This is a genomic window from Paenarthrobacter sp. NPDC091669 (assembly GCF_044756725.1).
Lineage (GTDB): Bacteria > Actinomycetota > Actinomycetes > Actinomycetales > Micrococcaceae > Arthrobacter > Arthrobacter bambusae_C.
The window spans coordinates 164,755-190,040 of sequence record NZ_JBIVTK010000001.1 but is presented as its reverse complement, the minus strand read 5'-3'; the positions used below and the strand labels follow the sequence as shown (position 1 = coordinate 190,040).

At 62.5% G+C, this 25,286-nt stretch carries 25 protein-coding genes; 16 read left to right on the top strand and 9 right to left on the bottom strand.

What is annotated here, in order from left to right:
• Positions 1–7 precede the first annotated feature (7 nt).
• The gene (locus tag ACIQLI_RS00855; RefSeq protein WP_400384015.1) at positions 8–1,537 is read right to left on the bottom strand and encodes a PucR family transcriptional regulator; all 1,530 of its coding nucleotides are present in this window, start codon (positions 1,535–1,537) and stop codon (positions 8–10) included.
• Between the two features lie 128 nt (positions 1,538–1,665).
• On the opposite strand from ACIQLI_RS00855, the gene ACIQLI_RS00850 reads away from it, so the two are divergent.
• Positions 1,666–2,994, top strand: a complete 1,329-nt coding sequence (locus tag ACIQLI_RS00850) for an aspartate aminotransferase family protein (RefSeq protein ID WP_400384012.1) — start codon at positions 1,666–1,668, stop codon at positions 2,992–2,994.
• 72 nt (positions 2,995–3,066) lie between these two features.
• Here the strand turns inward: ACIQLI_RS00850 and ACIQLI_RS00845 are convergent, their stop codons facing one another.
• Positions 3,067–4,698 carry a metallophosphoesterase gene (locus tag ACIQLI_RS00845; protein ID WP_400384009.1) on the bottom strand — a complete coding sequence of 544 codons (1,632 nt, stop codon included), beginning with the start codon at positions 4,696–4,698 and terminating at the stop codon, positions 3,067–3,069.
• 330 nt (positions 4,699–5,028) lie between these two features.
• Here ACIQLI_RS00845 and ACIQLI_RS00840 point away from each other — a divergent pair, with 330 nt between their 5' ends.
• The gene (locus ACIQLI_RS00840) at positions 5,029–5,484 is read left to right on the top strand and encodes an iron chaperone (protein ID WP_400384006.1); all 456 of its coding nucleotides are present in this window, start codon (positions 5,029–5,031) and stop codon (positions 5,482–5,484) included.
• Positions 5,485–5,514: 30 nt separating this feature from the next.
• Here ACIQLI_RS00840 and ACIQLI_RS00835 read toward each other — a convergent pair whose 3' ends face one another.
• Positions 5,515–6,651, bottom strand: coding sequence for an AI-2E family transporter (locus ACIQLI_RS00835; RefSeq protein WP_354228919.1), 1,137 nt, complete (start codon positions 6,649–6,651; stop codon positions 5,515–5,517).
• Positions 6,652–7,056: 405 nt separating this feature from the next.
• Between ACIQLI_RS00835 and ACIQLI_RS00830 the strand changes: the two genes are divergently transcribed.
• The 14 genes from ACIQLI_RS00830 (at position 7,057) to ACIQLI_RS00765 (ending at position 19,866) form a co-directional block, all read left to right on the top strand.
• Entirely contained in the window at positions 7,057–8,103 is a 1,047-nt protein-coding gene (locus ACIQLI_RS00830) for a saccharopine dehydrogenase (RefSeq protein ID WP_400384003.1), read from the top strand.
• Positions 8,100–8,714 (top strand): TetR family transcriptional regulator, encoded by a 615-nt coding sequence (locus ACIQLI_RS00825; protein ID WP_400384000.1) that lies wholly within the window; start codon positions 8,100–8,102, stop codon positions 8,712–8,714. The genes ACIQLI_RS00830 and ACIQLI_RS00825 overlap by 4 nt, the downstream gene beginning before the upstream one ends.
• Entirely contained in the window at positions 8,711–10,030 is a 1,320-nt protein-coding gene (locus ACIQLI_RS00820) for an alpha-L-fucosidase (RefSeq protein WP_400383997.1), read from the top strand. The genes ACIQLI_RS00825 and ACIQLI_RS00820 overlap by 4 nt, the downstream gene beginning before the upstream one ends.
• Positions 10,031–10,128: 98 nt before the next feature.
• The gene (locus tag ACIQLI_RS00815; protein WP_400383994.1) at positions 10,129–11,469 is read left to right on the top strand and encodes an HNH endonuclease; all 1,341 of its coding nucleotides are present in this window, start codon (positions 10,129–10,131) and stop codon (positions 11,467–11,469) included.
• A gap of 306 nt (positions 11,470–11,775) precedes the next feature.
• A complete protein-coding gene (locus ACIQLI_RS00810; RefSeq protein WP_400383991.1) occupies positions 11,776–12,330 on the top strand; it encodes an RNA polymerase sigma factor in 555 nt (184 codons plus the stop codon).
• A complete protein-coding gene (locus tag ACIQLI_RS00805; protein WP_400383988.1) occupies positions 12,327–13,199 on the top strand; it encodes a hypothetical protein in 873 nt (290 codons plus the stop codon). Before ACIQLI_RS00810 ends, ACIQLI_RS00805 begins: the two co-directional genes overlap by 4 nt.
• A gap of 71 nt (positions 13,200–13,270) precedes the next feature.
• Positions 13,271–13,696, top strand: coding sequence for a CoA-binding protein (locus ACIQLI_RS00800; protein ID WP_354228933.1), 426 nt, complete (start codon positions 13,271–13,273; stop codon positions 13,694–13,696).
• 63 nt (positions 13,697–13,759) lie between these two features.
• Positions 13,760–14,653 carry a polysaccharide deacetylase family protein gene (locus ACIQLI_RS00795; protein WP_400383985.1) on the top strand — a complete coding sequence of 298 codons (894 nt, stop codon included), beginning with the start codon at positions 13,760–13,762 and terminating at the stop codon, positions 14,651–14,653.
• A 74-nt stretch (positions 14,654–14,727) separates the two neighbouring features.
• Positions 14,728–15,138: an MmcQ/YjbR family DNA-binding protein gene (locus tag ACIQLI_RS00790; RefSeq protein ID WP_089593574.1), complete on the top strand. Its 411-nt coding sequence runs from the start codon at positions 14,728–14,730 to the stop codon at positions 15,136–15,138.
• Between the two features lie 96 nt (positions 15,139–15,234).
• Positions 15,235–15,861, top strand: coding sequence for a hypothetical protein (locus tag ACIQLI_RS00785; protein ID WP_354228940.1), 627 nt, complete (start codon positions 15,235–15,237; stop codon positions 15,859–15,861).
• A 175-nt stretch (positions 15,862–16,036) separates the two neighbouring features.
• Positions 16,037–17,446, top strand: coding sequence for an N-acetylglucosamine/diacetylchitobiose ABC transporter substrate-binding protein (ngcE, locus tag ACIQLI_RS00780; RefSeq protein ID WP_354228942.1), 1,410 nt, complete (start codon positions 16,037–16,039; stop codon positions 17,444–17,446).
• A gap of 5 nt (positions 17,447–17,451) precedes the next feature.
• Complete coding sequence (locus ACIQLI_RS00775) at positions 17,452–18,468, top strand: carbohydrate ABC transporter permease (RefSeq protein ID WP_400383980.1); 1,017 nt, start codon at positions 17,452–17,454, stop codon at positions 18,466–18,468.
• On the top strand, positions 18,468–19,361 hold the full coding sequence (locus ACIQLI_RS00770) for a carbohydrate ABC transporter permease (protein ID WP_172324320.1): 894 nt from the start codon (positions 18,468–18,470) through the stop codon (positions 19,359–19,361). Before ACIQLI_RS00775 ends, ACIQLI_RS00770 begins: the two co-directional genes overlap by 1 nt.
• 184 nt (positions 19,362–19,545) lie before the next feature.
• Complete coding sequence (locus ACIQLI_RS00765) at positions 19,546–19,866, top strand: putative quinol monooxygenase (RefSeq protein WP_354228947.1); 321 nt, start codon at positions 19,546–19,548, stop codon at positions 19,864–19,866.
• A 66-nt stretch (positions 19,867–19,932) separates the two neighbouring features.
• On the opposite strand, the gene ACIQLI_RS00760 is transcribed toward ACIQLI_RS00765, so the two are convergent.
• Genes ACIQLI_RS00760 through ACIQLI_RS00735 form a run of 6 tightly spaced genes read right to left on the bottom strand, consistent with a single transcriptional unit; the run spans position 19,933 to position 25,182 of the window.
• Positions 19,933–20,457 carry a flavin reductase family protein gene (locus ACIQLI_RS00760; RefSeq protein ID WP_311211378.1) on the bottom strand — a complete coding sequence of 175 codons (525 nt, stop codon included), beginning with the start codon at positions 20,455–20,457 and terminating at the stop codon, positions 19,933–19,935.
• A gap of 1 nt (position 20,458) precedes the next feature.
• Positions 20,459–20,830, bottom strand: coding sequence for a cupin domain-containing protein (locus tag ACIQLI_RS00755; RefSeq protein WP_172324323.1), 372 nt, complete (start codon positions 20,828–20,830; stop codon positions 20,459–20,461).
• A 2-nt stretch (positions 20,831–20,832) separates the two neighbouring features.
• On the bottom strand, positions 20,833–22,305 hold the full coding sequence (locus ACIQLI_RS00750; protein WP_400383975.1) for a 4-hydroxyphenylacetate 3-hydroxylase family protein: 1,473 nt from the start codon (positions 22,303–22,305) through the stop codon (positions 20,833–20,835).
• Complete coding sequence (locus tag ACIQLI_RS00745) at positions 22,302–22,988, bottom strand: DUF2848 family protein (protein ID WP_400383972.1); 687 nt, start codon at positions 22,986–22,988, stop codon at positions 22,302–22,304. Before ACIQLI_RS00745 ends, ACIQLI_RS00750 begins: the two co-directional genes overlap by 4 nt.
• A gap of 35 nt (positions 22,989–23,023) precedes the next feature.
• Positions 23,024–23,818 (bottom strand): carbon-nitrogen family hydrolase, encoded by a 795-nt coding sequence (locus tag ACIQLI_RS00740; protein ID WP_400383970.1) that lies wholly within the window; start codon positions 23,816–23,818, stop codon positions 23,024–23,026.
• On the bottom strand, positions 23,815–25,182 hold the full coding sequence (locus tag ACIQLI_RS00735; protein WP_400383967.1) for an MFS transporter: 1,368 nt from the start codon (positions 25,180–25,182) through the stop codon (positions 23,815–23,817). The genes ACIQLI_RS00740 and ACIQLI_RS00735 overlap by 4 nt, the downstream gene beginning before the upstream one ends.
• Between the last annotated feature and the right edge of the window lie 104 nt (positions 25,183–25,286).

The window sequence follows — 25,286 nt, the reverse complement described above, 5'->3', positions numbered from 1 at the left end:
CGTTGGGCTAACGCTCTTCCAGGAACTCGACGGCGGCGAACAGTTCCAGCCTGTCGCGCAGACTATCCAGATTGAGCCCTAAAACGGTGCCAGCAGCATCGATCCGGTTCCTGAGGGTGTGCCGGTGGATCCCCAACTGCCGTGCCGTCCGATCCCAGACGCAGTTGTTCGCCAACCACGCTGAGACTGTTGGCAGCAGCTGGGTCTGTTCGGCGTCGTCGTGCTTGGCCAAAGGCTCAATGAGCCGCCGGGCAACGGAGCCGGCTTCATCACTGTGCAGCAGGCCCAGCATCCCGCCCCGGGAGATTTCTTCGAAGGCCACAAGTGGGCGGGCGAGTTCCAGAGCCCTTTGCAATGATCGCTCTGCTTCCTTCAAGGCCTTGGCGAGGTGGGCGACGTCCGTCTCTGCCGACGCGCCCGCCGTCGCGCCGTACCGTTCCAGGAGGACTGCGACCTTTTGCTGGAGTGCTGGGCCTGCCAGCACCACAATGTTCTCGTTCCGTTGGGCGTAAAAGACGGCGCCACGGTGGTCATCCGACAACAGTTCCAGCGCCTCCAGGAGGTTCTGTCCTTGCCCCGGAGGTTGGGCCATGGTCACCACCACGGGGTCTGCGGGCAACCTGCCCCAGACCTGGCGGGCCGTGCGCTCGGCAACGTCCGTGCTTCCTGCCAGCAATTGCTCAAAAACGCCTGCACGCAGGTGGCGGCGTGCGGTATCGAGGGTGCGCGTTTGCTCCAAGGCGAGGCTCGCCAGTGCGATCACACTGTTGATGATGTCCGTGCGGGCCGGGTCCAGGGGTTCGATGGCGCCCAGGACCAGCACTCCGCGCAAATGATGCCGGCGGCCCAGCGTCTGCAAGGTGATCTGCTCGCCGTCGACCGTCAATTGCGAGACCGATCGCGAGCCTTGGTCCAAGGATTTCCGTACGGCATCCATGACGCCGGGCATCATCGACGACGGTACGGGACGGTTATTGGGCATCAGGATGTGGTTTCCGGCGGCGTCGAACATCGCCACCCAGCCATGCAGCTGCCGTTCGAGCTCGGCCAGGATGGAACGCAGGCCGTCGGGACGCAAGGCAGCCCGCGCGATGGCCCGTTGTGCTTGGAGCGACCATTCGGACCTGGCGTTCTGTTCCTTCGCCAGCAAATCTGCAACGAATCGTATGACAGCGATGAACGGCGTCCTGTCGGGGACCTCCAGCAACGGCAACGCGTGGTTACGGCACGCCTCTACCAGGCCTGATGGCAGCACGCCGTGAATCACCTGGGTGGCGAAACCGAGGCCGCTGATCCCGTGCTTGACTAGCCGCGCCACGTAGTCGTTGTAGAGCTCCAGTGGACCATCGCCCACCGGGAACTGCGTTCCATCCGTCAGCAGCAGCTGCCCCGGATCGAGGAATGGCGTGGGGTCGTCAAGGTCGGAACTATGGACCCAGGACACGGATGCTTCCACCGCAGGATCACCTGCCTCCGGTGTCACCAGTCTCAAGTTCAGCGCGCTGTTGCGAATGATGGTGTTGATGGTTGGTGGCATGCTCAGGCGCTCCTTGGAAAAACGTAGTTCCACACCCTGCCAACTATACAAATGTCCTGAGGTGTTGCTCTGTTGAAAAGCCCAAGATGAAGGGGAAGCCCAACCCGCCCTTTCGAGAGGACCCTCCAATGTCTCCCACCCGGACTGCCCTGGCTGTTCCCACCACCAACGCAGAGGTCGCCGCGCTGGACACGGCGAATGTCTTCCACTCCTGGTCAGCCCAGAAAGCGCTGAAGCCGATGGCCATAGCCGGTGGATCCGGAAGTACTGTCTGGGACCACGAGGGCAGGACCTACCTGGACTTCTCCAGCCAGCTGGTCAATACGAACATCGGCCACCAGCACCCGCGCCTCATCGAAGCCATCAAGCAGCAACTGGACACGCTCACCACGGTTGCTCCCGCGCATGCCAACCACACCCGGGCCCTGGCGGCCCGGAAGGTCCTGTCCCACGCACCGTCGACAATGGAGAAGGTGTTCTTCACCAACGGCGGCGCGGACGCCAACGAGAATGCGATCCGCATGGCCCGCCTGCACACCGGGCGGGATAAGGTCATCTCCCGTTACCGCTCGTACCACGGCAACACCGGAGCAGCCATTGTGGCCACTGGAGACTGGCGCCGCATCCCCAACGAATACTCCCGCGGACACGTCCACGTCTTTGGCCCCTACCTTTACCGCTCCGAGTTCTGGGCCGAGACCCCGGAACAGGAAGCGGAGCGCGCCCTGCAGCACCTGCGCCGCACCATCGAACTGGAAGGGCCGCAGTCCGTTGCCGCAGTGCTCCTGGAGACCGTTCCCGGGACGGCCGGCATCCTGCTCCCGCCACCCGGCTACCTCGAGGGCGTCCGCGCCCTCTGCGATCAGCACGGAATCGTCCTGATCCTGGACGAGGTCATGGCCGGCTTCGGACGCACCGGCGACTGGTTCGCCCTGGACGCCTTCAATGTCAGGCCCGATCTCATCACCTTCGCCAAGGGCGTCAACTCGGGCTACGTCCCGGTAGGTGGCGTCATCATCTCCGAAGAAATCTCGGCCACGTTCGATGACTGTGTCTTCCCCGGCGGGCTCACCTACTCCGGGCATCCTCTGGCTGCTGCCTCGATTGTTGCCTCCATCGAAGCCTTTGAAGAAGAAGACATCATTGGGAACGCCGCACTGATTGGCCGCGACCACCTCGAGCCAGGCCTGGCATCTTTGGCTGATCGGCACGACGTCATCGGTGAAGTCCGTGGGCGGGGTGTGTTCTGGGCACTCGAGCTCGTGGAGGACCGCCAGACCCGGACGCCGGTCAGTGCAGCGTTCATGGGCAAGCTCAAAGCGGAACTGCTCCAGCGCGGACTGTTGCCCTTCATCGCCGACAACCGAGTGCACGTGGTGCCGCCCGCCGTCGTGACCCCCGAGGAAGTACGCCAGGCGTTGGCGATATACGACGACGCCCTGACCGCCGTCAGCTGATGCGCCGTTGAGGGGCCTGAGCCGGCCGGCAGCCGCGCTCAGGCCCCATGGGGGATCGGGTTGTTGGGCGAACTACTTGATGACCCTTGTGACCACCGGGGAGCCATTGCCTTGGGCGTCCACGGCCGTGACTTCGGCGAGGAACCTCGTACCGTCCCGTTTCACGGAAAGTGGTACGTCCAGGGCCGAGGGAACCGGGACAACATCAAATCTGTTGGCGAGCTTGGTATCCAGGACTTGTTCGTTGTTATCTTCGCGTTTCACCCGGACCAGATAGTGATGCACCATCTGGTCGTCAGTAGCTTGACTGATGCGCAGGGTGAGGTTGCCTTCTCCATTGGTCCCCGCTTCCAGGGGCTGAGCCACTGGCCAAGCTGGCGCGGTGCTGTTGCGGCGGGCGTCCGTGTACGTGAAGCCCTCGACGATCTTCCTGGCGTCCCCGCTGGTGTTCACTTCCCAAGGCTTGCCGGCCAACGTGCCATCGGACGAATACGGCGGCTGCCAATTCGCGGACCATTGGCCGCCGGAGTAGATGTCGTGGAGATCAGCATTGAAATTGATGCGGTTGATGACTGTTCGGCCCGGGTACACCTCAACTGCAACGCCTTGGGCCGTTGGGGTTTCAAATCGGTTGGCCAGCTGCCCTTCGTCGGTCAGCATTTGGTAGCCGTGGTCGATTTCAATGTACGACGAGCTGGAGTCGTTAACTGCTGTGAACGACTTTTGGTGAATGGATCGGGGATCGTTCAGGTTCAAGTGTGAGTGGCCGGAGAAATAGATGGCTTGGGGAAAGGCTGACAGATCCTGAGTCAGGCGTGGATTGCTGGTCTGTTGTCCATCCATGACCGTTCCGGGGGCGGGCCGGTGCCCTTGGACGATGACCGGGAGGTCGCGATACGAAGGATCGGCGGTGATGTCAGCCAGTTGCTCCCGCAGCCAGGATCCCTGCTGGATGGAGTAGTTTTCCGTGTTGACAGTGATCATTGGAACCCCGTTGACTTCGGTTCGGTAGTATCCGCCACCGGCGTCCGGGAACCATTCCTGGGGGTAGCCGGCCCGAAGTTCAGCCAGCGTCGCATCGTGGTTTCCGTATGACAGGAAGACTTCCGTGCCGGACATTCCTTTCCGCTCGAGGTTCTCGGCGAAAATTCGCTGAACGATTTTGTGGTCCTGACCGCGACCGTTCCAGTTGTCGTTGATCATGTCGCCGTTGGACAGGATGGCATCGGGGCTGCCCAGCACATTTTGTATGGTGTCGAAATACGATGCCCAGCGCTTTCGGTCACTTTCGTAGTTGCCCACGTGTACATCGGACATAATCATGAACCGGGCCAGTGGTTGCTCGCCCTTCCTGATGAGGTAGCCCTCGCTGGAGACGACGCCCGGTTGATTGCCCTTGAACGCACGTGCCGTGAGGTTCATGTCCTGGGTAACCTGGATCGGCTTGCCAGCAAACGCCGGGCTGGCCTTCGAGGGAACGGTTCCGTCCGTGGTGTAACGGATGGTCTCTCCAGGGGCCGCCCCCAGCTGAACCGATACTGATTGTTCATAACGTCCACCGCCAACACTGAAGGTCGGAGCATCGGGCATTTCATGCGGCGATGCGACGGCTGGCAGGGCCACAGGCAGCAAGGCAACAGCCAAAAGGGCGGACAATGCTGCATGGCGATACACAGGTGAGGGTCTCGTGGGGTGGTTGGTCATGGCGCTCCGTAATCCCATGCCGTGCTCAATGCACGGTCAATCAATGGTCTTTGTACCCCCTCAGCATTGAGTGAGGCGGTATATGTGGGCCCAACCGGTGATGAACAGCAATCGAGCCCTCGGAGAAAGTTGTATGTACAGGCTGTGCCTACGTAGGGTTTTGGCTGGTGAGGTCTCTTGGTGACAAATGCGGGCAGAGTTGCGCGGTTGTACATACTGGTCATCGCGGCCGTTGGGCAGGTCGAGCAGTTTCGGAGAAGCTTTCGTCCGGCTGGCACCGTAGCTTGGGGTTAACCGCACGATCACGCAGCAGAGACGAAGGAACCCACCATGGCTGAGACCGGAACATCCGATAAGACCAAGTCCTACGACGGCTTCACGGAGGAAGAGCGCGCGGCGATGAAGGAGCGCGCACAGGAACTGAAGAAGGCTCCGCGAAAGAAGGCGTCCAAAGCCGATGGCGAGGCTGACGTCCTGGCAAAAATTGCTGAGATGCCCGAGGGGGACAAGGCCATAGCCGAAGCGCTTCACGCGATCGTCAAGGAGCATGCGCCCGAACTCACGCCAAAGACCTGGTATGGGATGCCGGCCTACGCCAGGGATGGAAAGAACATTGTCTTCTTCCAAAGCTCCCACAAGTTCAAGGCCCGGTATGCCACGCTCGGTTTCGAAGAAAACGCCAAGCTCGACGACGGCGACATGTGGCCCACGTCGTTCGCCCTGAAGGAAATCACGCCGGAGGTCGAGGCAAGGATCGTGGAGCTGATCAAGAGGGCGCTGGGCTGATCGCTGCCTCCGAGGCTCTCTTCCCCGGCCCTAGGCCGGTTGGCTGTTGGCCGGCGGCAGATCCGGATTCATGGGTTCCAGGTCCGGATCTTCTGCCGTCCACACCTGCACAATGGCCCAGGCAACTGCCGCAATGGGAACGGACAATACGGCCCCGATGATCCCGGCGAGGATGGTGCCCGCGGTCAGCGCCATGAGGATGACCAGTGCGTGCAGTTCCAGGGACTTGCCCATGACCACGGGCTGAAGGAGGTCACCTTCAAGTTGATTGACGGCGATCACTGCGATCACGACGATCAGCGCCACGATCGGGCCGTTGGCGACGAGGGCGACCAAAGCTGCCAGGATCCCGGCGACCGTCGCCCCCACCAAGGGGACGAAGGCTCCGATGAACACGATGATTGCCAGGGGGATGGCCAGCGGCACTTGGAGGATGAGCAGGACCGTGCCGATCGCTACCGTGTCCACCAATGCGACGATCGCCGTGCCTCGAACGTAGCCACCCAGGACCTCCATGGTGCGCTTCCCAACCCGGCGAAGCTTGGCTTCCCTCAGGCCGGTGAAGGGTCGCAGGAAGAACTCCCAGATCTTGGCGCCGTCCTTGAGGAAGAAGAACAGGATCACTACCACCAGGCCGGCGCCGGCAAGGAACTCGGTCACCACCGATAACCCAGTAACCGCCCCGGAGCGCACCTGACTGCTCTGCGCGAACTCCACTGCCGCTTCACGGGCCTGGTTCAACTGCTCCCGGTCGATCGGAAACGGCCCGGTCAGCAGGAAGTTCTCCAACTCGTCCAGTCCGGCCGCGGCCTGGCTGATCAGTTCGTCCCACTGGCTGCGCACCGACAGGACGATCACCGTGATGACCCCGCCAAGCACTATGAGAAGGCCCAGGAATGCGACGCCGGTGGCCAGGCCGCCGCGCCAGCCGCGCCGTCGAAGCATATTGACGAACGGTCCTATGGCCGCCGCCAGGATCAGGGATATGAGCACCGGGATAACGAGCAGGCGGATTTGAAGCAGCCCGAAGATCGCCACCACCGTCAGGGTCAGAATGAGCAGTATCTGTGCTGCCCGCACGGACGCGCGGCCCAGGGAGTCCTTCCAGAGGTCGGGCTTGCGTTGCTTGCGGACGGAAACGGGCGCTGTTTCCTCGTGTGCCGTCATCGGGGCTCCTGTACGTTCGCATCGGTCAACCGACCAGATCAAACATAAGCCTACTGACTAATGCCCCTTCCTGGCGCGTCGGATCTAGTGCGTCGGATCTAGTGCGTCGGGTCAGGGTGCGGAGGTATCGGACCTGGGTCGGGAGCCGGCGACGGCCCCGGCGCGGGGTTTGGATCTGGAATGGGGCTGGGTGGAAACGGCGTGGTGGGGTCCGGCGGCGGCACTGGTCCTGGGTCCGGGGGGAACGGCTCGGGCTCGTGAGTGGGAGGAAGGGTCATGATCTCTCCTTTGCGTACGCGGTGTAGTGCTCCGGGCAGATGCTTGCAGCCTACTCCCGGTTGCGTGGCAGCTACAGGGGTGCCAGCATTTGTGAATTTCTAGGTCAAATGACCTAAAGTGAGCATTATGAATGATCTCCTTGAATCTGATCCCACCGGTCCCATCCTGATCGTCGGCGGCTACGGCACCGTTGGCACGGCACTCACGCGACTCGTAGGTACACAATGGCCGTTGCTCCTCACCGGCAGGAACCCGGATCGCGGCAGCCATCTGGCAGGCGGCAACGTGACGCTTCGATGGTGGGACCTCAGCCGCCCGGAACCCTTCGAGGCCAAGGTCAGGGCGGTGATCAGTACTGTCAACGATCCCGATGACAGGGTTCTCCGTGCTGCCGTCACTGCCGGGATTCCGTACGTCGACGTCACCCGCTGGACCAGCCGCGTCACCAGGGCGGCCACCCTGGCAACCCTCCTGCGGCCAACTGCTCCTGTATTGCTGAGCTCTGGCTGGATGGGCGGCGTGATCAACATCGTCGCTGCAGCTTTGGCCCAGGACGCGGGTGGCAGTGACCAGATTGACGTCGCCATCCGCTACGACATCAACGACCGCGCTGGAGTTGACTCTGTGGACTTCATGGACCGGCTGGGACTGGACTTTGAAGTACGCAAAGGCGGTAAGGCCGCCGTCGTACGTCCCTTGAGCGACACCCGTTGGGTGGACATTGCCGGGCACCGTACCAAGGTGGCGCGGCTCGACACGCCCGAACAGTTCACTTTGCCGCTCACCCTGGGCGCCGGATCGGTGGCCACCCGGATCGGCTTCAGCTCCAATACGTCCACGACGGCGTTGCTCGCCGCACGTGCGGTGGGACTGTTCCGCTGGGGTAGTGGGGAACGGTGGTCACCACTACGACGCTCCCTGTTGTACTCGCCCGGCGCGGGCGGCACGGCCCACATCCGTGTTGACGTAAAAGGGCCGGAGGGAATGCGAACGGCCGTCATTTCAGATCCTCAAGGCCAGGCCCATCTGACCGCACTGGGCGGATTGCTGGGGCTGCGCACAGTTCTCGCGGAGGGCGCACGGCCCGGTGTTTCCTTCCCCGAATCCGCGCCGGATCCCGCGTCCCGGCTCGCGGAACTTGAATCGCACGGTGTGACAATATTGAGGTCATGACCGAAAGCAAGGGCGCTCTGAGGAAGGCTGCGCTCCTTGACGCTGCTGAAGAAGTACTGGTCACCAAGGGCAACGCGAATGCTGCAATGCGGGACTTTGCCGCTGCCGCAGGGGTGCGGATCGGGCATCTGCAGCACTACTTTCCCACCCGCTCCGACCTCATCCACGCCGTCCTTGAGCGGGCCCTGGAGCGCTCGCTGCGGCGGCTTGAGGAGACCGCCGGGTTCGACCTCGGCTCAGACGCGTCAGGTACGTTGTCCCGGGACGATTCCTACCGGCTGCTCACTGCGCTGCTTCTGGAGCATTCGGAGTTGGCTGATGTGCGGATGCACGTGGAGATTTGGGCACTGGCCGCCTCGGATGATCAGGCGGCCGGTGCTCTACGGTCCTTTTACACCCAATACGCTGCGCACGTACAAGGCGTGGTCCGGCGGGGCCGGCCGGAACTCTCGGAGCCAACCCTGAGGGGAGTGGCGGCCGCCATCGTCAGTCTCTTTGAGGGGGCAGCCGTGACACGATCCGACATCGCGGGGCTACGCACCGAACAAGGCGATCACGCCATCATCCGCACCGCGCAGTGGTTGATCCACGGACAGGAAGCCGCCCAGTGACCCACCTGACGCCCACGCCCGCGCAGCTCCGTTGGCAGCACCTCGAATTCGGCGCCTTCATCCACTTCGGCATCAATACCTTCGCCGGCAAGGAGTGGAGCGACGGCACCATTCCGCCGTCGAAGTTCAACCCAACAGAACTCGACGCCGGAAGCTGGGTTCGTGCGGCCAAGGAAGCCGGAGCGAGGTACTTGATTCTCACTGCCAAGCACCACGACGGATTCTGCCTCTGGCCCACGGCGACAACCGACTACTCCGTCGCGTCCTCGCCGTGGCGCCGTGGTTCAGGCGATGTTGTTCGCGACGTTGCCGAGGCCTGCGCGGAACAGGGCGTAGGGCTGGGGCTCTATCTGTCACCTTGGGACCGGAACGCGGCCTGTTACAGCGATCCCGCAGCCTACGACGACTTCTACGTTCAGCAGCTCACGGAACTCTGCACCGGTTACGGCCCGCTGATGGAACTGTGGTTCGACGGCGCCGGGTCTGTTGGCCGGGAGTATGACTGGGAACGGATCATCGCTGTTGTTAAGGAGCACCAGCCGGACGCCATGATCTTCAACATGGGCCAGCCCACCATCCGCTGGGTAGGCAATGAAAACGGACTGGCGTCAGACCCCGTGAACTACGTGGTGGACCGCACGTCCGATACCCAGTACACGGATTCCAGCTCCGGGCTGCGGGCCGAACACTATCTGCCGCCGGAGTGCGATGTTTCCCTCCGCCGCGGCTGGTTCTGGCACCCGGACGACGAGCCCAAATCCACCGAACACCTGCTTGCGATTTACTACCAATCGGTGGGAATGGGGGCGAACCTCCTGCTGAACCTTCCGCCGGACACGCGTGGGTTGATTCCGGAGCAGGATGTCGCGAGGCTCCAGGAGTGGAAGGCCGAGCTGGACCGTCGCCTCTCCGGCGCGGTTGAAGCCACTGTTGAACATCACGACGGCGGAGCGACCCTGGGCTTTCCGGCCGCGGTGACATTCAACCAGCTGGAGCTCGTGGAGGACCTGAGTTCGGGGCAGCGGATCACCCAGCACACGGTGTTTGGTGATGACGGTATTGGTGATCCCGGTATTGGTGATCCCGGTGTTGGGGGAGCGGGACCTGGTGGAGTGGGCCTTGTTGAGGGGAAGACGGTGGGCAACCGTCGCATTCACCAATTGCCCGTTGTCACCGCGAAAAGGTTGCACGTGAAACTAAGCGGTGAGGGTGAAGGTGGCCGCCTTAGCTCAGCGCGTGTCTATACGGGAGCCCTGGATGCCGCAGTGCCGATGATTCCCGAAGGCTACGAAGCCCCTACGGACGCGCCTGACTAGCAGCACATCCTCTGCGCAACGGAGGCTGGTTCGGGGTGGCTCGGGCCCTGGGTTCTGGAGGGGCTAATAATGTCAGTGCCTCCTGCGAGAGTTGGGGCATGAAGCAGATCCGGGAAGGGCAAGCGAAGTCGGCGGCGTTGTCTGCTGCGCCGCTTCTTGCTTTGTCTCAAGGGGTGGCTCGGGCCGGCACCATCAGTGGCGATCTGATTGGGCAGTTGCGGGTGCTGGAGGAGATGAAGTCAGCTATTTCCGGGTTGCAGGCGCAGATTGCTGTGGCGTTTGATCTGGCGCAGCGGGCTGAGCAGGCCGAGGCCGGGGTGCCGGCGGCGGAGCGTGGCAAGGGCGTCGGGGCGCAGGTGGCGTTGGCGCGGCGGGAATCACCCAACCGTGGCTCGAGGTTGTTGGGGCTGGCCAAAGCCCTGGTGACGGAGATGCCGCGGACCCTGGCGGCGTTGAACAAAGGCCTGCTCAACGAATGGCGGGCCACGCTGTTGGTGAAGGAAACAGCGTGTTTGTCGGTGGAGGACCGGGCTGCGGTGGATGAAGAACTCGCCCCTGATACCGGGACGTTCGACGGTGTTGGTGACCGGGCCCTGGTCGCCGCCGTGAAAGCTGCCGCGTACCGGCGTGATCCACGGTCCGTGGCGCGGCGGGCCAGCCACGCCGCGACGGAACGGACCGTGAGTCTGAGACCGGCGCCGGACACCATGACCTACCTGACCGCGCTGCTCCCGGTCGCCCAAGGCGTCGCAGCCTATGCCGCGTTGACCCGGGCCGCTGATGCCGCCCGTTCCAGTGGTGATCCCCGTGGCCGTGGCCAAGTCATGGCCGACACCCTGACCGAACGCATCACCGGCACCCCGGGCGGGGTCGCCGGGGTTGAACTCCAGCTCGTCATGACCGACCGGACCCTGTTCCAAAGCGACTCCGAACCCGCCCGGCTCCACGGCTACGGCATCGTCCCGGCGGAGTGGGCCAGAACCCTCATCCGTGCAGAAGAGCCCCACGCCCGGGCCGGGACAAACGCCGCGGCAGAGCAGGACCAGGACTTCGCGGTCTGGGTCCGGCGGCTCTACACCGCGCCCCAAAGTGGTGATTTGTTGGCGATGGACTCCAAAGCCCGGCTCTTCCCCCACCGACACCGGCGATTCATTCAAGCCCGGGACCATACCTGCCGGACGCCTTACTGCGACGCGCCCATCCGGCACATCGACCACATCGTGCCCTGGCACTTAGGCGGCACCACCACCCTGGACAACGCCGCAGGACTCTGCGAAGCCTGCAACCACACCAAAGAAAACCCCGGCTGGACCGCCACCCCCCTGCCCGCAGAAACCCTGTCAGCAGACACCCACACCCTGCACATCAGCACACCCACCGGACACAGCTACCAATCCAAAGCCCCGCCACTCCCCGGACACCGACCCTCCAGAACGTGAACCACGGGGGAGCAGTTACAGCCGCCCTCAAAAAGTTTTCAAAAAACTTTGTACCCTGCGTAACCCTTTGGTGTCCGTGGTCGATTACGTCTGTGAAAGGGCCGAGCTGGAATTTGTCCCCCATCATGTTCCAGCTCGGCTCTTCCTTGTCCGGGGGAGTTTGTCCAAAGCAGTTATCCGGACAAGCGGGTCCTCCCTGGGGATGGCCCGGCAGAGCAGATACCCTTGGTGTGGTTGTCCCTCGTTCAACGCGGGTGACCTGGCTGAAAAGCCACGGACCTGCCGCCGATCGAAAGTCCCACAATTGTGACCGACGCATTGACCGACGAAGCGCTTCATGCGCTCAAGGGCAATACCGCGGAACTGTTCAGCGCCGTCTACCAGGCCTACGCGGGCCAGGTTCTCGGATACCTGACGGCCAAAGGCGTGCCCGATCCTGAAGCAAGTACGCAGGACGTGTTCCTGGCAGTGTTGCCGCGGCTCGATGATCTCAGCGGTGGCGTCCATGGCTTGCGGACTTTCATCTTCTCGGTGGCCCACGCACGCATGGTGGATGAGCACCGGAAACAAAACAGGGCGCCGATACAGCAAGAATTCGAGCCCGAACGGGACACACGCGAATCGAGCTCTGCGGAGGCCGAAGCTTTGTCCAGGCTGGCGCCATATGAGGTTGCGGCGCTCCTGGACAACCTGGGTGACGAACAACGGGAGGTCCTGCATCTCCGCCTCGTGGCCGGCCTGACGGTTGAACAGGTAGCCGACATCATGGGGAAAACTGCTGGCGCAGTCAAGCAATTACAGCGCCGGGCCCTCATTACGCTCCGTGAGCATTCGGCAGTAAAGGAATATGTGTCGCCATGACATCCAGGCAAACAGAACGCGAAGCGATCGTGGACGAGCTACTGCTCGACGCCGGACTCGCCGACGCCTCAGACGTCCGCCAAACGCTGGTTTCGCTGGGTACCTTTGCCAACCTTCCGGCTCCCGCTCCCAGCCCGGAACTTGCTGCCATGATCGCCGGCCCGCACGATGAACTGTCCAAGCGCCGCTGGCGTCACCAGCACCGGACCGCGGTGGTCAGCATCGCGGTAGTGGCTGCAATGGGACTTGGGGTGAGCGGCGTCGCTGCGGCCAGCTCGGGATTCACCCGGAACCCTTCCTTCATTGACCAGCTCATCAGCAACTTCCACCCCCGACCATCAGTCGCGGCACCCGAACTGCCATCGAATGACGCTCCCCGGGTCACCACGGAACCGGCACCTGCTGCAGACCCCGCGGCGATTCCACCTGCCTCGGATGCTTCATCCATCCCCGTGCCCGCGCCTGCTACCGCCGATAATGTGGCACAGGCACAGGCACAGGCACAGGCACCCGATGCCGCCCCGGCAGTGCCAACACCGAAGCCCGCTGACGCCGTGCCTGCTGACACCTTCGCTGCGCAGCCGGGCGCTGCCGACGCAAGCGCCGCCCAACCAAGAACTGCCAAGCCGAACAAATCACTTGACGGCGCAGCCCAGGAGCCGCAGGCCCAGGGGAACCAGCTCCGGCGCCAGGGCGCAGATGCCCCTAAGCCTGAAGCGTCAAAAGCCGACACCGGAAAACCGGCAAAGCCCGGGCTCGGCAGCAAGCAAGGAGCGCTGCTTCCGCCGCTGTCTGACAAGCGCACCGACGAACAGCTCCAGCCCGTGATGGACAAGTGGAAGAAGTGGCTGAAGCAGGGTCACCGCTAAACACCTGCCGCCTGGTACAGATGCAGCATATTCGGCCAGGATGCCCACCGGTGGGCGGGTAGTCTGGGGGCATGATGCATGTCAACGATCCTGCCGTCGTGGAACGCTTGATGCGAACAAAAGGCACGTGGGCCATCGTGGGCCTCAGCACCAACCAATGGCGTTCCGCGTATGAGGTCTCGCTCTATGTCAGGGACACCATGGGCATGGAAATCATTCCCGTCAATATCAAGGGCGAGGACGTGCACGGCGAGAAAGGGTACCCAACGCTGGCGGACATTCCGGCAGCCAAGCATCCCATCGACGTTGTTGAGTGCTTCGTCAACTCCCAGCGAGTTGGCGCGGTGATCGACCAGGCGATTGCGATCGGCGCCAAGGCTGTGTGGCTCCAATTGGGCGTATTCGACGACGAAGCTACCCAGCGTGCCAAGGACGCGGGCCTCGAAGTGGTAGTGAACTCCTGCCCGGCACGCGAAGGCTGGCACTACGGCTTGTGATTCCAGGCCCGATTCCTCTGTTAGATTTCAGCTGAATCATTTCTTGAGTCTTGGGGGACAGCCATGTTCGGCGGCCATTCTGCGGTGCCATTTTCCAGTCCCAGCAGGCGGGCCGCTTTCGGCATCTTCGGCGCTTCCGTGGTGGCCGGCCTGACAGCCTGTACAGCAGCGGAAAGTTCGACGCCGGCGCTGACGCCCACTGGTGCGGCCGGGTCGCCTGAGGTGCCGGGCCAGAACGGTGCACTGGGCGTCGGAGGCGAGGTTCCGACGTCGTCCGCTTCGCCGGCGTCGACGCCAACCCCGACGCCAACTCCCACCAAGCGGATCCGGCGCACCTTCATTCCGGACTATCAACTCCCGCCGATCGTGGGCGGCTTGGCGCCAGTGATCAGCAAGATCGCGACCAAGCACCCGGTGGTGTTCCTGACCATCGATGACGGCAACATCAAGACGCAGGAATCCGTGCAGCTGATGGCGGAGTACGACTACCCCGCGTCACTGTTCCTCACCAAGGACACCGTGGCGGACAACCCGGCTTTCTTCAACGCCTTCAAAAGCCAAGGCAGCCTGATTGAGAACCATACGGTTACGCACAACATCAACATGGTCCGGCAGTGGGGTTACCAGCAGCAGGTCAACGACATGGTGGGGATGCAGGAGTACGCGTTCCAGCACTACGGCCGCCGTCCCACGCTGTTCCGGCCGCCTGGAGGGGCCTACTCCAACGTGATGCGGCAGGCCGTGGCGGCGTCGGGCATGACGGCGATTGTCACCTGGGAAGCCAAAGCCAACGCGGGGAAGATGGACTATCAGGTGGGGAACTCCCTGCGTCCGGGGGACATTGTGCTCATGCATTTCCGTGCCGAATTCGCCGCCGACCTCGCTGCTTTCCGTGCGGCCCAGTTGGCTGCGGGGCTGGAAGTGGTGCTGCTGGAGGACTTCCTGGGCGTGGCGTAGGCGCTGGCGTGTAGATAGGCATAGGCACTGGCTTGGACGTGGCCTCGCGTCCGGAGCGCCAGTAGGCTCGCTCCATGGACGTTTCCACCCTCCGCGACATCTGCCTGGGCTTTCCAGGCGCCTTTGAAGACTTCCCGTTCGGACCTGAGACGTCCGTGTTCAAGGTGCGGGCCGCCGTCGCCGGGGGTGCCCGCCACGAGGCGAAGATGTTTGCCCTTTCCACGATGGATCCGGACAACTGGTCCGTGAGCCTCAAGTGCGAGCCCGCATTGGCGGAGCAGCTCAGGGCGGCGAACCCCGAAATCACGGGTGCCTGGCACATGAACAAGACCCATTGGAACGGTGTCCGCCTGGATGGTGCCCTGTCCGACGCCATGGTGCGGGACATGGTGGAGGACTCCTATGACCTGGTGGTGGCAACGTTGAGCCGCAAGCAGCAGGAGCAACTGGGCTGGGCCCGGCTCGCAAAACCGCAGGGCAACTGACACGCCCGCGTGCACCCTCCCCACGGCGCTGACATGGGGCTAGATTGATACTGCATACCTAAAGACCTCAGCTACGGGCTGGTCAGGAGCGGTTTGATGCTGGATCAGAAGACACTGGACCACCTTTGGAACTTTCGCGATCCTGCAGCCTCGGAAGCCAGATTCCGCGCCGCGATGATCGAGGAAATGTACGACGCCGATGAACGTGCTGAGTTGGCAACGCAGCTTGGGCGGGCCATCAGTTTGCAAGGCCGCTTTGAGGAAGCCGATGCACTTCTGGATGACATCGACGACGACGAGCCCACCGTGGGCGTGCGCATCCTCTTGGAGCGCGGGCGGGTTTTGAATGCCGGCGGACATCCCGCCATGGCCGTTCCCCTCCTGGAGCAGGCTGCCGAGTTGGCGGACCACCTTGGTGAGGAATTCCTGGCCGTCGATGCATTGCACATGCTCTCCCTCGCGGATGCCGCGCACGCCGAGGTGTGGATGCGAAGTGCCCTCGAATATGCCTCGACAGCCCGTGATGAGCGGACCAAGCGCTGGATGATTGCTTTGCACGTTGGCCTCGGCACGTTTCTGAGCGGTAAAAAGCGGCTCACGGAGGCCATGGTGGAGTTCCAATTGGCCGAACAATGGGCGGAACGACTGGGATCCGAGGGGCAGAAGGCTTTGGCCAGGGAGGCCATCACGGAGTGCGGAAAGGCCCTCGCCGAAGGCCCGTAGAAAGATCACGCTTTGACAAATGTTGATCGAAACTGCCGCGAAATATTGATTTTCGATCATTCGTGGTGAATTATGTCACAGAAGGTTGGTGCTGCCAGAGCGCCAACCCAGACTGTCTGACTGAACGGCTTTCCGCCGCAACAGTCGACACTACGAGTCACTGGAGGGTTTAGAAATGAACGTTCAGCACCAGTCCGTCGGTCGCCGTGGATTCCTGCGCGGAGCACTCGCTGCAGCCGTGCTCGTGCCCATGGGGGGAACCATTGCTTCATGCGCCGCAGGTGGCGGCACCACAACCACCGGCCCCACGGGCACCGTCTCCGAGACCAACCCGTTCGGCATGGCAGACAAGGCCGCCCTCGACGCCGTGATCTTCAAGGGTGGCTACGGGATCGACTACGTCGAGTTCGCCGGCAAGATCTTCGAGAAGACACATGAGGGCTCCACCGCCAAGATTTCCCCGTCCACGGACATCGCCCAGGAACTCCAGCCGCGCTTCGTCGGTGGCAACCCGCCGGACCTGATCGACAACTCCGGCGCGAAGGCGATCGGCTTCAGCACCATCCTTGCCCAGCTTGAAGACCTCACCAGCGTTGTGGAGGCCAAGAACCTTGAGGGCAAGGTCATTAAGGACACCCTGTACACAGGCGTACTGGCTCCGGGCACTTTTGACGGCAAGCTTGCCGCACTGAACTACGTCCTGACCGTCTTTGCCGTGTGGTATTCGGATTCCCTCCTCAAGGAGAACGGCTGGACCGTTCCCAAGACCTGGGATGAGATGTACGCACTGGGCGAGCAGGCCAAGGCCAAGGGCAAGTACCTCTTCGTCTGGGGCAAGGAAGCGGCCACGTACTACCAGGAACTGGCCATCGCCTCCGCTATCAAGGAAGGCGGCGACGACGTTCGCCTCGCCCTGGAGAACCTCAAGGCCGATTGCTGGTCGCACCCGGCCATCCAGTCCGTCTTCACGGCCCTTGACAAGATCGTCAAGGCCGGCTTCTTCAAGCCCGGCGGTTCCGGCACCCAGTTCACGGCCGCCCAGGCACAGTGGAGCAACGCCCAGGAGGCTGTGTTCTACCCCTCGGGTTCCTGGATCGAAAACGAAATGAAGGACCAGACCAAGGCCGGCTTCAACATGATGGGCGCTCCGGCCCCGTCCGTGAGTGCAAGCCCCAAGATGCCGCAGACAGCACTCCACAGCGCTGCAGGCGAGCCGTTCATCGTTCCGAGCCAGGGCAAGAACGCCGCCGGAGGCAAGGAACTGCTCCGGATCATGCTCTCCAAGGAAGCGGCTACCAACTTCGCCAAAACCAAGCTCGCGCCCACGATCGTCAAGGACACCGTTCCGGCCGATGGTTTCGGGTCCACAGCCTTGGTTTCGCAAACGAAGATGCTCAGTGACGCCGGCGAGAATATCTACACCTGGAACTTCATCGATCTCTACGGCACCAACAAGGACCAGCTGGTGGTTTGGAACACCTTCCTGGACGGCAAGTCTGACGTTGCAACCCTCACCTCCGCACTCCAGAACATCACCGACAAGGTCCGCAACGACAGCTCGGTCAAGAAGATCGAAGTGAAGTGACCTCAGTGAAAACTCAGCAGAGCCGGAACGACGACGGCCTGGCCGCCGTCGTTCCGGCGCCGGCTCCACCGCAAGTGATTAAGCGGCGGCGGAAGCCGTTGACGTGGGACAAGGTCAGTTTCTTTGGGGTCTTCCTCGGACTGCCGTTGGCGATCTACCTCTTGTTCGTCATTTGGCCGTTCATCCAGGCCTTCGGATATTCGCTGACGGACTGGTCCGGTTTTTCGCCGAACCAGAACTTCATCGGCCTTGAAAACTATGTGAAGATCTTTACCGACGACATCTTCATGAAGGCGATGTCCAACAACATCGTCCTGGTGATCTTCCTCCCGATCATCACCATCATCCTGAGTTTGGTGCTTGCCTCGCTGGTGACAGTGGGTGGAAGCAGCAAAGGCCAGATCAAGGGTTTGCGCAATTCCAGCTTCTACCGCGTGGTCTCGTTCTTCCCGTACACCATTCCCGCAGTAGCCATTGGCATCATGTGGGGGCAGATCTACGATCCCTCCGGTGGACTGCTGAACGGCATCCTCACCGGGATGGGCCTGGACCAGTTCAAGGACTTCGCCTGGCTGGGTGATAAGAACACCGCCATGATCGCCACCATGTTCGTGATCGTGTGGGGCTTTGTCGGCTTCTACATGGTCCTGTTCGTGGCCGGCATCAAGGGCATTCCTGCGGAGCTTTTCGAAGCTGCCAGGATCGACGGCGCGGGCCGCTTCCGCACCGCAATGTCCATCACCATCCCGCTGATCCGCGACAACATCCAGACCGCCTACATCTACATGGGCATCCTGGCTTTGGATGCGTTCGTCTACATGGCTGCGCTGAATTCCGGCGGTGGCCCGGACAACTCCACGCTGGTCATGGCACAGCAGCTGTTCTTCACTGCCTTCAGCAAGGGCCAGTTCGGCCTTGCAAGTGCCATGGGCGTTGTGCTGGCGGTTGCCACGCTGATCTTCTCCGGTTTGGTGTTCCTGGTCAACCGGCTCACCGGCGGCGATAAGGATGTGAGCCTGTAATGAGTACCAAAGTCTCAACGCCGGAAATGAAGTCACTGCACTTCCAGCCCCGGACCCCGGCAACCACCAAGGGCGACAAAGTGGTGGGAGCGGTGTCCCACACCGCGCTGACCATCTGGACCCTGATCGTTATCCTGCCGCTCCTGTGGACGTTCATGTCCTCGTTCAAGACGTCCAGCGAGATCTTTGCTTCACCGTTCGCTTTGCCCGGTGAATGGAAGCTGGACAACTACGTCAAGGCCTGGAGCGACGCCGGCATCGGCAGCGCCTTCCTGAACTCGATCGTCGTAGTGGCGGCAGCGCTGGTCATTGTCATGGTCCTCGGTGCCATGTGTGCCTACGTCCTGGCCCGGTACACGTTCCGTGGCAGCCGGGCCATCTACTACCTGATGCTCGCCGGGCTGACGTTCCCGATCTTCCTCGCCATGGTGCCGTTGTTCTTCGTGCTGAAGAACATGGGACTGCTGAACACCTTGCCGGGCCTGATCCTGGTGTACGTGGGCTTCGCGCTTCCGTTCACGGTGTTCTTCCTCTTCTCCTTCTTCAAGTCCCTGCCGCACGAAATCACCGAAGCAGCAGCCCTTGACGGCGCGGGGGAGTGGCGGACGTTCTTCCAGGTCATGTTGCCGATGGCCAAGCCGGGCCTCGCCTCGGTTGCCATCTTCAACTTCCTGGGCCTCTGGAACCAGTTCCTGATTCCGGTGTCCATCAACGCCGCCGGACCGCGCGTCCTTTCCCAGGAACTCGCGGCCTTCGCCGGCCAGATGGGCTACGCAGTGGATTACGGCGCGCTGTTCGCAGCCGTCAGCGTCACCGTCATTCCGGTGCTCATTGTCTACGTGATCTTCCAGCGACAGCTGCAGGGTTCCGTTTCGCAGGGCACGTCGAAGTAAGCGTCCCGAAGTAGTACAACCAAGCTAAAAACAGCGTTCGACGGCGGTCCTCACCTTAAGGTGCGGGCCGCCGTCGAGTTTTTGTACAGCTCCCGCCCTTTAGAAGGCCGGTTAAGGGCATTTCCTGTACAAAAACTCTGTCAGGATGGAAAGGATTCTGTAGTGCAACGAAAGGCAGCAGCCCGTGATCTTCATTGTGGTCAAGTTCAACGTCAAGCCCGACTGGTCCGAGCGCTGGCTGGACCTCGTGGGAGACTTCACCGAAGCAACCCGCGCTGAGCCCGGCAACCTGTGGTTCGACTGGTCCCGCAGTGTGGATAACCCCAACGAGTTCGTGTTGGTGGAAGCCTTCCAGGACGATGCCGCCGAAGCCCACGTCAACAGCGCCCACTTCAAGAAGGCCATGGCGGACATGCCGCAGGCCCTCGTGGAGACGCCCCACATCATCAGCCGGCAGTTCGAGGGCAGCGGCTGGGACCGCATGGGTGAGCTGACCATCGCGTAGGGGGAAGCAACAAAGAGGCGGTGCCGGACTCGTTGAGCCCGGCACCGCCTCTTTAAGCACTGCTCCTCAGAACATCCAGGGGATCTCGGCATGGCCAAAGTCGCTGAACGAGCCGAAACGTCCCGCCTTGAACGCCAGCACCTCGCCGTCCCGGTCCCGGCACGTGGTGACCTGGCCGAAGAAGACCTGGTGATCGCCGACGTCGTACTGCTGCACCACGCTGCAGTCCGCCTGGGCGAGGGCGCCCTTGATGACCGGCAGGCCGTTGTCGGTGATGTCGAAGTCGCCGTCGCCGAAGCGGTCCCCGCCGCGGACGGCGAACCGCCGGGCCACGGACTCCTGTTTAGCGCCGAGGATGGAAACCGCGAACTTGCCGCTCTCCAGCAACGCCTCGCCGGTGCGGGTGCCGAAGTTCAGCGAGATCATCAGGATGGGTGGTTCCAGGCTGATGGACGTCAGCGAGCTGATGGTCATACCGTATTGCTCGTCCTCGTGCTGGGTGGTGACCACGGCGACGCCGGTGAGGAAACGGCCCATGGCGCGGCGCATCCCCATGGCGTCGGGGATGGTGAAGGCTGGTGCCAGGCTCATGTCAGTTGCTCCGCTCCGCTGGTGCTGGATCCGTGTAGTACCGGACTTCGAACATCTTTGCGCCATTCTCCGAGACCCACGGTCCGTGTTCCATGCCCGGCGGACGGGTGGCCCAGTCACCGGCCTTGAAGGTCCTGCCGAGGCGTTGGTCCACGAATGAACCCTCGAAGATAAACACCTCTTCCCAGAAATCGTGGGTGAGGACGCCGTTGGGGGACGTGTCCGTTCCGGGCTCGAACTTGAGGATCCGGGTGACGCTGTCGTTGTCCGAATCCCGGGCAAGGATCGCTTCGGAGAGGCCCTCGATGTGCGGGGTACAGGGTGCGAAGTCCACCGACGATACGGGGGTGAACTCGAATTCGGGCTTTGCCATGGTCAGATCCCCTCCGATGCGGTGGTGCCGTCGATGCCGTAGGAGCCCAGGAACGTGTCCAACTCGGCCACCAGCGCGTCATAGCCGTAGTTCCGGTAGGTGTAGGCGCCCCGGACCACGAAGGGCGCACCGGCGTAGAACATTTCGTACTGCTGGTGGCGGCCGGCGAACTCGGAACCGATGATGTCCCAGGCCAGTTTGAAGAGTTTGACGCGCTCCTCGCTGGTGACGCCGGGCGACTGGACGTAGCGTTCCATGTCCGGGCGGGTCACGCTGCTGGTCATGTCGGCAACGCTGGACGGCAACTGCAGGACGCCGCCGCCCACCAGGTCCCTGAGGATCGAGATCACACGGGGGTAGGTTTCGGACTGCAAGCCCATAGCCCCGTACAGGGCGCTCTTTCCGGGAACCCTCATGCCGGCGTCGTCCGTTGTTGCCGTGTATTCCGCGGCGAGAACCGCCGATTCAACGGACTGTACGATTGCGGCGAGTTCGCCGAGCTTCTCCTGGACGCCGGGGATCTTGTCCGTGCCGTTCACCTGCGTTACTTTGCGGGCCACTGAGGCGATGAACTTCAGCTTGGTGGAGAACCGGATCTGGGCCTGCCAGTTACCCAGTGCGTGGGCGCCGGTGTCGAAGAACTGGCGGCGCAAGGTGTCGATGTTCCGGTTGATGAACACGCGGTCCCAGGGAATGAGCACGTCATCGAAGACCACAAGCGCATCGGGTTCGTCGTAGTGGCTGGTCAGCGGGTAGTCGAAATCGCTGGTCGCGGCCGGGGCGAACGGGCGGCGGCAGTAGAGCTTCAGGCCGTCGGTGGCTACGGGGATGGCGAAGCTGACGGCGAAGTCCACGTCGTCCGGGCCCAGGGGCTTGATGCAGGTGACGAAGACTTCGTCCGCGATCGCGGCGCCTGTGGCAAGCATCTGTGAGCCGCGGACAACAATGCCCTCCTCGGTTTCACGCACGACGCCGACCTGCAGGTATTCGCCTTCCCAACCGGACGCTGTGGTTGCCCGGGAAACCTGCGGGGGAATGATCGCGTAGGAAAGGTACAGGTTTTCGGACAAGACCTTCTTGTAGTACCGCTCCACGTTCCCGGCGAAGTCACGTTCCTCATTCTTGAAGACGTCCGGGTGGGAACCGAACGCTGCGAAGAAGGTCCCCACGTGGTCAGGGCTGCGGCCTACCCAGCCGTGCGTGTGCTTGGCCCACTTTTCGATTGCCTGGCGCCGCAGGACGAGTTCCTCCTGCGTGCGGGGAGCGGCAAAGGTCCGGTTGGCCGGTCCGTCGATCTCCTCGGAGTGGAACTGCATTCCGTTGGCGGGATCGGCTGCGATGTCGAACAGCTCGGACATGGTCCGGGCAACCTTCGCGAAGGCCGGGTGTTCCAGGACGTTGCCGACTACCTCGCCATCGAGGATCACTGTCCGGCCGTCGTTCAGGGACTTCAAATACTGCTTACCGGTTCTCATCGAAGTGAGCCTTTCTTGATTTTGTAGTTATGTTCAATGGTGGTCCCATTCGGGAACGAGAGCTCCAACTTCCAGGAAGTTCCATCCACGAACTTTCCATCCAGCAACGGCAGGGTGCCGCCAAGGCACATGAAGTCGGCGTCGCCGATGTCGGTACGGTCCAGAAGGCGCTCGACGACGTCGGCCGGCTTGCGCAGGCCGCTCAGCGAACCTTCCTGGTACAGGTTTCCGTCAACCCAGGTGCGTGCGGTGCACTGGTCGAGGTCAAGGTCTTCCAGCGATTCGACGGCGATGACCTCAGCGGCGACAGGCTTGGGACAGGCACGCTTGGAGTCTCCGATGTCCCGGGCTTCAATGTCCCGGTCCGTGTGGTCCGAGCCGATCCCGAGGTAGTACTGACCGTTGTGGCGGATATAGAGAGGCTCAATCTCACCGGAGGTCAGGTTCTCCGAGGTGTCATGCTCGCCCGCCGTGTCGAACAGATCCGAGTCCATCCGATAGAACATGGGGACCTCTGGCGGTGGAGCCACCCCGATGGCTGCCAGTTCATCGATGTGGTGCTGGACTGCTTTCGGATCCCGGCCTGTGTAACCGGCCACCACTCCGTGGAAATCCGTGACCACGATGGTCTTCTCTGTGCCCACTACCCGGAAGGTGAGGGGGACTTGCCTTGCTGTTTCCATTCCGTCTCCTTGAGTGCTTCTCAACGGTGTTGGTTCTAAACGGTGAGTGTGTCGTAGGCGGCAAGGCGGTCTCCGATGACGGGGAACTCGCTGCGGACCGCCTGGACCTGAAGGGGATCGATGTCCACCAGCAGCACTGATTCCGCGTCGTCCGCTTCGGCCAGGACGTTGCCGGCGGGGTCCACCACCCGGCTGTGCCCTCCGAGGTCCACACCTTCCTGCGTGCCTGCCGCGTTGCAGGCGATCACGAAGATCTGGTGCTCCAGTGCCCTGGCCGTGGTGAGCAGGCGCCAGTGTTCACGCCGGGCCGCCGGCCAGGCCGCGGGAACGATCACGATCCCTGCGCCACGGTCGCTCAACTCCATCCACAATCCCGGGAAGCGGAGGTCGTAGCAGGTGATGCCTGCAACCGCCCCAAAGGGCAGGCGAACCACGGGAAGCGAGGACCCGGCTGTCAGCAGGCTCGCCTCTTTGGACTGGTAGCCGAACACATGGATCTTCCGATACGTGTGGACCACGTTGCCATCAGGGCCCAGCAAAATGGAGGTGTTGCTGAGCCGGCCGTCGTCGCCCGCCTCGATGATGCTGCCGAGATGAAGGTAGACGCCCAGGTCTTTGGCTACCCGTGAGCACATGGTTACCGTGGGGCCGGTGAGCTTCTCTGCCAAGGCCTCGTATTCGTCGAAGTGGAAGTAGCCTGCGCTCCACAGCTCCGGCAGGACGATCAATTCGGCGCCGTTGATGCCCCGAAGGATGGCTTCGACGCGCTGGATGCGGTCTTCGCGGGTTTCGGAGTCCGGGCTGGCTACCTGGACGAGTGCGATTTTCATGCTTTTTCCTTTGCCGGGGTGCCGTGTGATTCGTTGTCCAGGTCGCTGAGGCGAAGGCCCTTGGTTTCCTTGGCAAACATCACCGAGACCATGGAGATCAGACCCATGGCGGCCAGGTAGATGCCGATTGCATAGCCGGTGCCGAAAGCGCTGTAGAGGGCCAGGGCAATGATCGGTGACAACGACCCGGCGATCAGTGATGCCAGGTTGTAGGCCACTGAGGTGCCGCTGTACCGGACGTCGGTGGGGAAGAGTTCGGAGAAGAAGGCACCGATGACCGAGCTGTACGCGGCGAAGATCAGCAGGCCGCCCACGGCAGCCGCGATGATTCCCCAGGTCTGTCCGGTATTGAGCAGGGCGAAGAACGCGAAGGCCCACACCATGGTGGCAATCGACGCTCCGATCAGGATGGGTTTCCGGCCCACCTTGTCCGCGTACAGAGCCAGGATGGGAATGGCGACGACGGCCACGCCCTGCCCGATCATGACGGCCGTGAGGCCCGTCTGCCTCTGCAGCCCCATGATCTGGGTGACGTAGGTAATGATGAACAGCGAATAAATGTAGAAGCCTGCGTTTTCGCCCATCCGGCTGCCGGTGGCGATGAGGATCTCGCGCCAGTTGCGGCGGAACAGGATGGTGAGCGGCATCTTCCGTTCCTTGTTGCCTTCGGCTTCGCGCTTCCGCTGTGCTTCCTTGAACAACGGGGTTTCCTGCACGTAGAGCCGCAGGACGAGGCCAATGACCACCAGCAGGGCAGACAAACCGAACGCGATGCGCCAGCCCCATGCCAGGAACTCGCTCTCCGGCATGGTGGCGGCGAGGATGGCCAGGACACCGGCAGCCATCAGGTTGCCCAGGGGCGGTCCCATGTTGGGCCATGATGCCCAGAACGCGCGCCGTGCGCTCTCATTGCTGTGTTCGGAGACGAGGAGGACGGCGCCACCCCACTCGCCGCCCAAGGCAAATCCCTGGATCAAGCGGAGCAGAAGGAGGAGCAGGGGTGCTGCGAGGCCGATCGCTGCGTACGACGGGATGAAAGCGATGAGGGTGGTGGCGACACCCATGAGCATCAAGCTGGCAACCAAAGTGGCGCGCCGGCCGTGTTTGTCGCCCAAGTGCCCCAGGACTATGGCGCCGATCGGACGGGCCAGGAAACCAGCCGCGAACGTCCCGAGTGCCAGCATGGTGCCCACCAGGGGATCGTCGGTGGGGAAGTAGAGCTTGTTGAATACCAGCGCCGCGGCAGTGCCATAGAGGAAGAAGTCGTACCATTCGACGGCCGTGCCGGCCAGGCTCGAAGCAGCCACCACAGGCAAGCTGGAGTGCTTCTGTTGCCTCAGTTCTGCTTTCTTCAAATCGGTCATTGTGGGGATCCTTTGCGATTGGGAACTGCGGAGCTTCCGGTGAATCGGGCCGCGTATCCCAGGAAAATTGGGGTATTTCCGATGCGTGAGCGGAGTCACTGAAC

Bases quoted from the DNA above. Each gene is read 5' to 3' on its own strand.
- ACIQLI_RS00795 (WP_400383985.1), top strand. From the start codon at position 13,760: ATGTTCGGCGGCCATTCTGCGGTGCCATTTTCCAGTCCCAGCAGGCGG.
- ACIQLI_RS00805 (WP_400383988.1), top strand. From the start codon at position 12,327: ATGACATCCAGGCAAACAGAACGCGAAGCGATCGTGGACGAGCTACTG.
- ACIQLI_RS00750 (WP_400383975.1), bottom strand. From the start codon at position 22,305: ATGAGAACCGGTAAGCAGTATTTGAAGTCCCTGAACGACGGCCGGACA.
- ACIQLI_RS00830 (WP_400384003.1), top strand. From the start codon at position 7,057: ATGAATGATCTCCTTGAATCTGATCCCACCGGTCCCATCCTGATCGTC.
- ngcE (WP_354228942.1), top strand. From the start codon at position 16,037: ATGAACGTTCAGCACCAGTCCGTCGGTCGCCGTGGATTCCTGCGCGGA.
- ACIQLI_RS00815 (WP_400383994.1), top strand. From the start codon at position 10,129: ATGAAGCAGATCCGGGAAGGGCAAGCGAAGTCGGCGGCGTTGTCTGCT.
- ACIQLI_RS00825 (WP_400384000.1), top strand. From the start codon at position 8,100: ATGACCGAAAGCAAGGGCGCTCTGAGGAAGGCTGCGCTCCTTGACGCT.
- ACIQLI_RS00840 (WP_400384006.1), top strand. From the start codon at position 5,029: ATGGCTGAGACCGGAACATCCGATAAGACCAAGTCCTACGACGGCTTC.
- ACIQLI_RS00845 (WP_400384009.1), bottom strand. From the start codon at position 4,698: ATGACCAACCACCCCACGAGACCCTCACCTGTGTATCGCCATGCAGCA.
- ACIQLI_RS00855 (WP_400384015.1), bottom strand. From the start codon at position 1,537: ATGCCACCAACCATCAACACCATCATTCGCAACAGCGCGCTGAACTTG.
- ACIQLI_RS00745 (WP_400383972.1), bottom strand. From the start codon at position 22,988: ATGGAAACAGCAAGGCAAGTCCCCCTCACCTTCCGGGTAGTGGGCACA.
- ACIQLI_RS00740 (WP_400383970.1), bottom strand. From the start codon at position 23,818: ATGAAAATCGCACTCGTCCAGGTAGCCAGCCCGGACTCCGAAACCCGC.
- ACIQLI_RS00770 (WP_172324320.1), top strand. From the start codon at position 18,468: ATGAGTACCAAAGTCTCAACGCCGGAAATGAAGTCACTGCACTTCCAG.
- ACIQLI_RS00800 (WP_354228933.1), top strand. From the start codon at position 13,271: ATGATGCATGTCAACGATCCTGCCGTCGTGGAACGCTTGATGCGAACA.
- ACIQLI_RS00760 (WP_311211378.1), bottom strand. From the start codon at position 20,457: ATGAGCCTGGCACCAGCCTTCACCATCCCCGACGCCATGGGGATGCGC.
- ACIQLI_RS00785 (WP_354228940.1), top strand. From the start codon at position 15,235: ATGCTGGATCAGAAGACACTGGACCACCTTTGGAACTTTCGCGATCCT.
- ACIQLI_RS00735 (WP_400383967.1), bottom strand. From the start codon at position 25,182: ATGACCGATTTGAAGAAAGCAGAACTGAGGCAACAGAAGCACTCCAGC.
- ACIQLI_RS00790 (WP_089593574.1), top strand. From the start codon at position 14,728: ATGGACGTTTCCACCCTCCGCGACATCTGCCTGGGCTTTCCAGGCGCC.
- ACIQLI_RS00755 (WP_172324323.1), bottom strand. From the start codon at position 20,830: ATGGCAAAGCCCGAATTCGAGTTCACCCCCGTATCGTCGGTGGACTTC.
- ACIQLI_RS00835 (WP_354228919.1), bottom strand. From the start codon at position 6,651: ATGACGGCACACGAGGAAACAGCGCCCGTTTCCGTCCGCAAGCAACGC.
- ACIQLI_RS00850 (WP_400384012.1), top strand. From the start codon at position 1,666: ATGTCTCCCACCCGGACTGCCCTGGCTGTTCCCACCACCAACGCAGAG.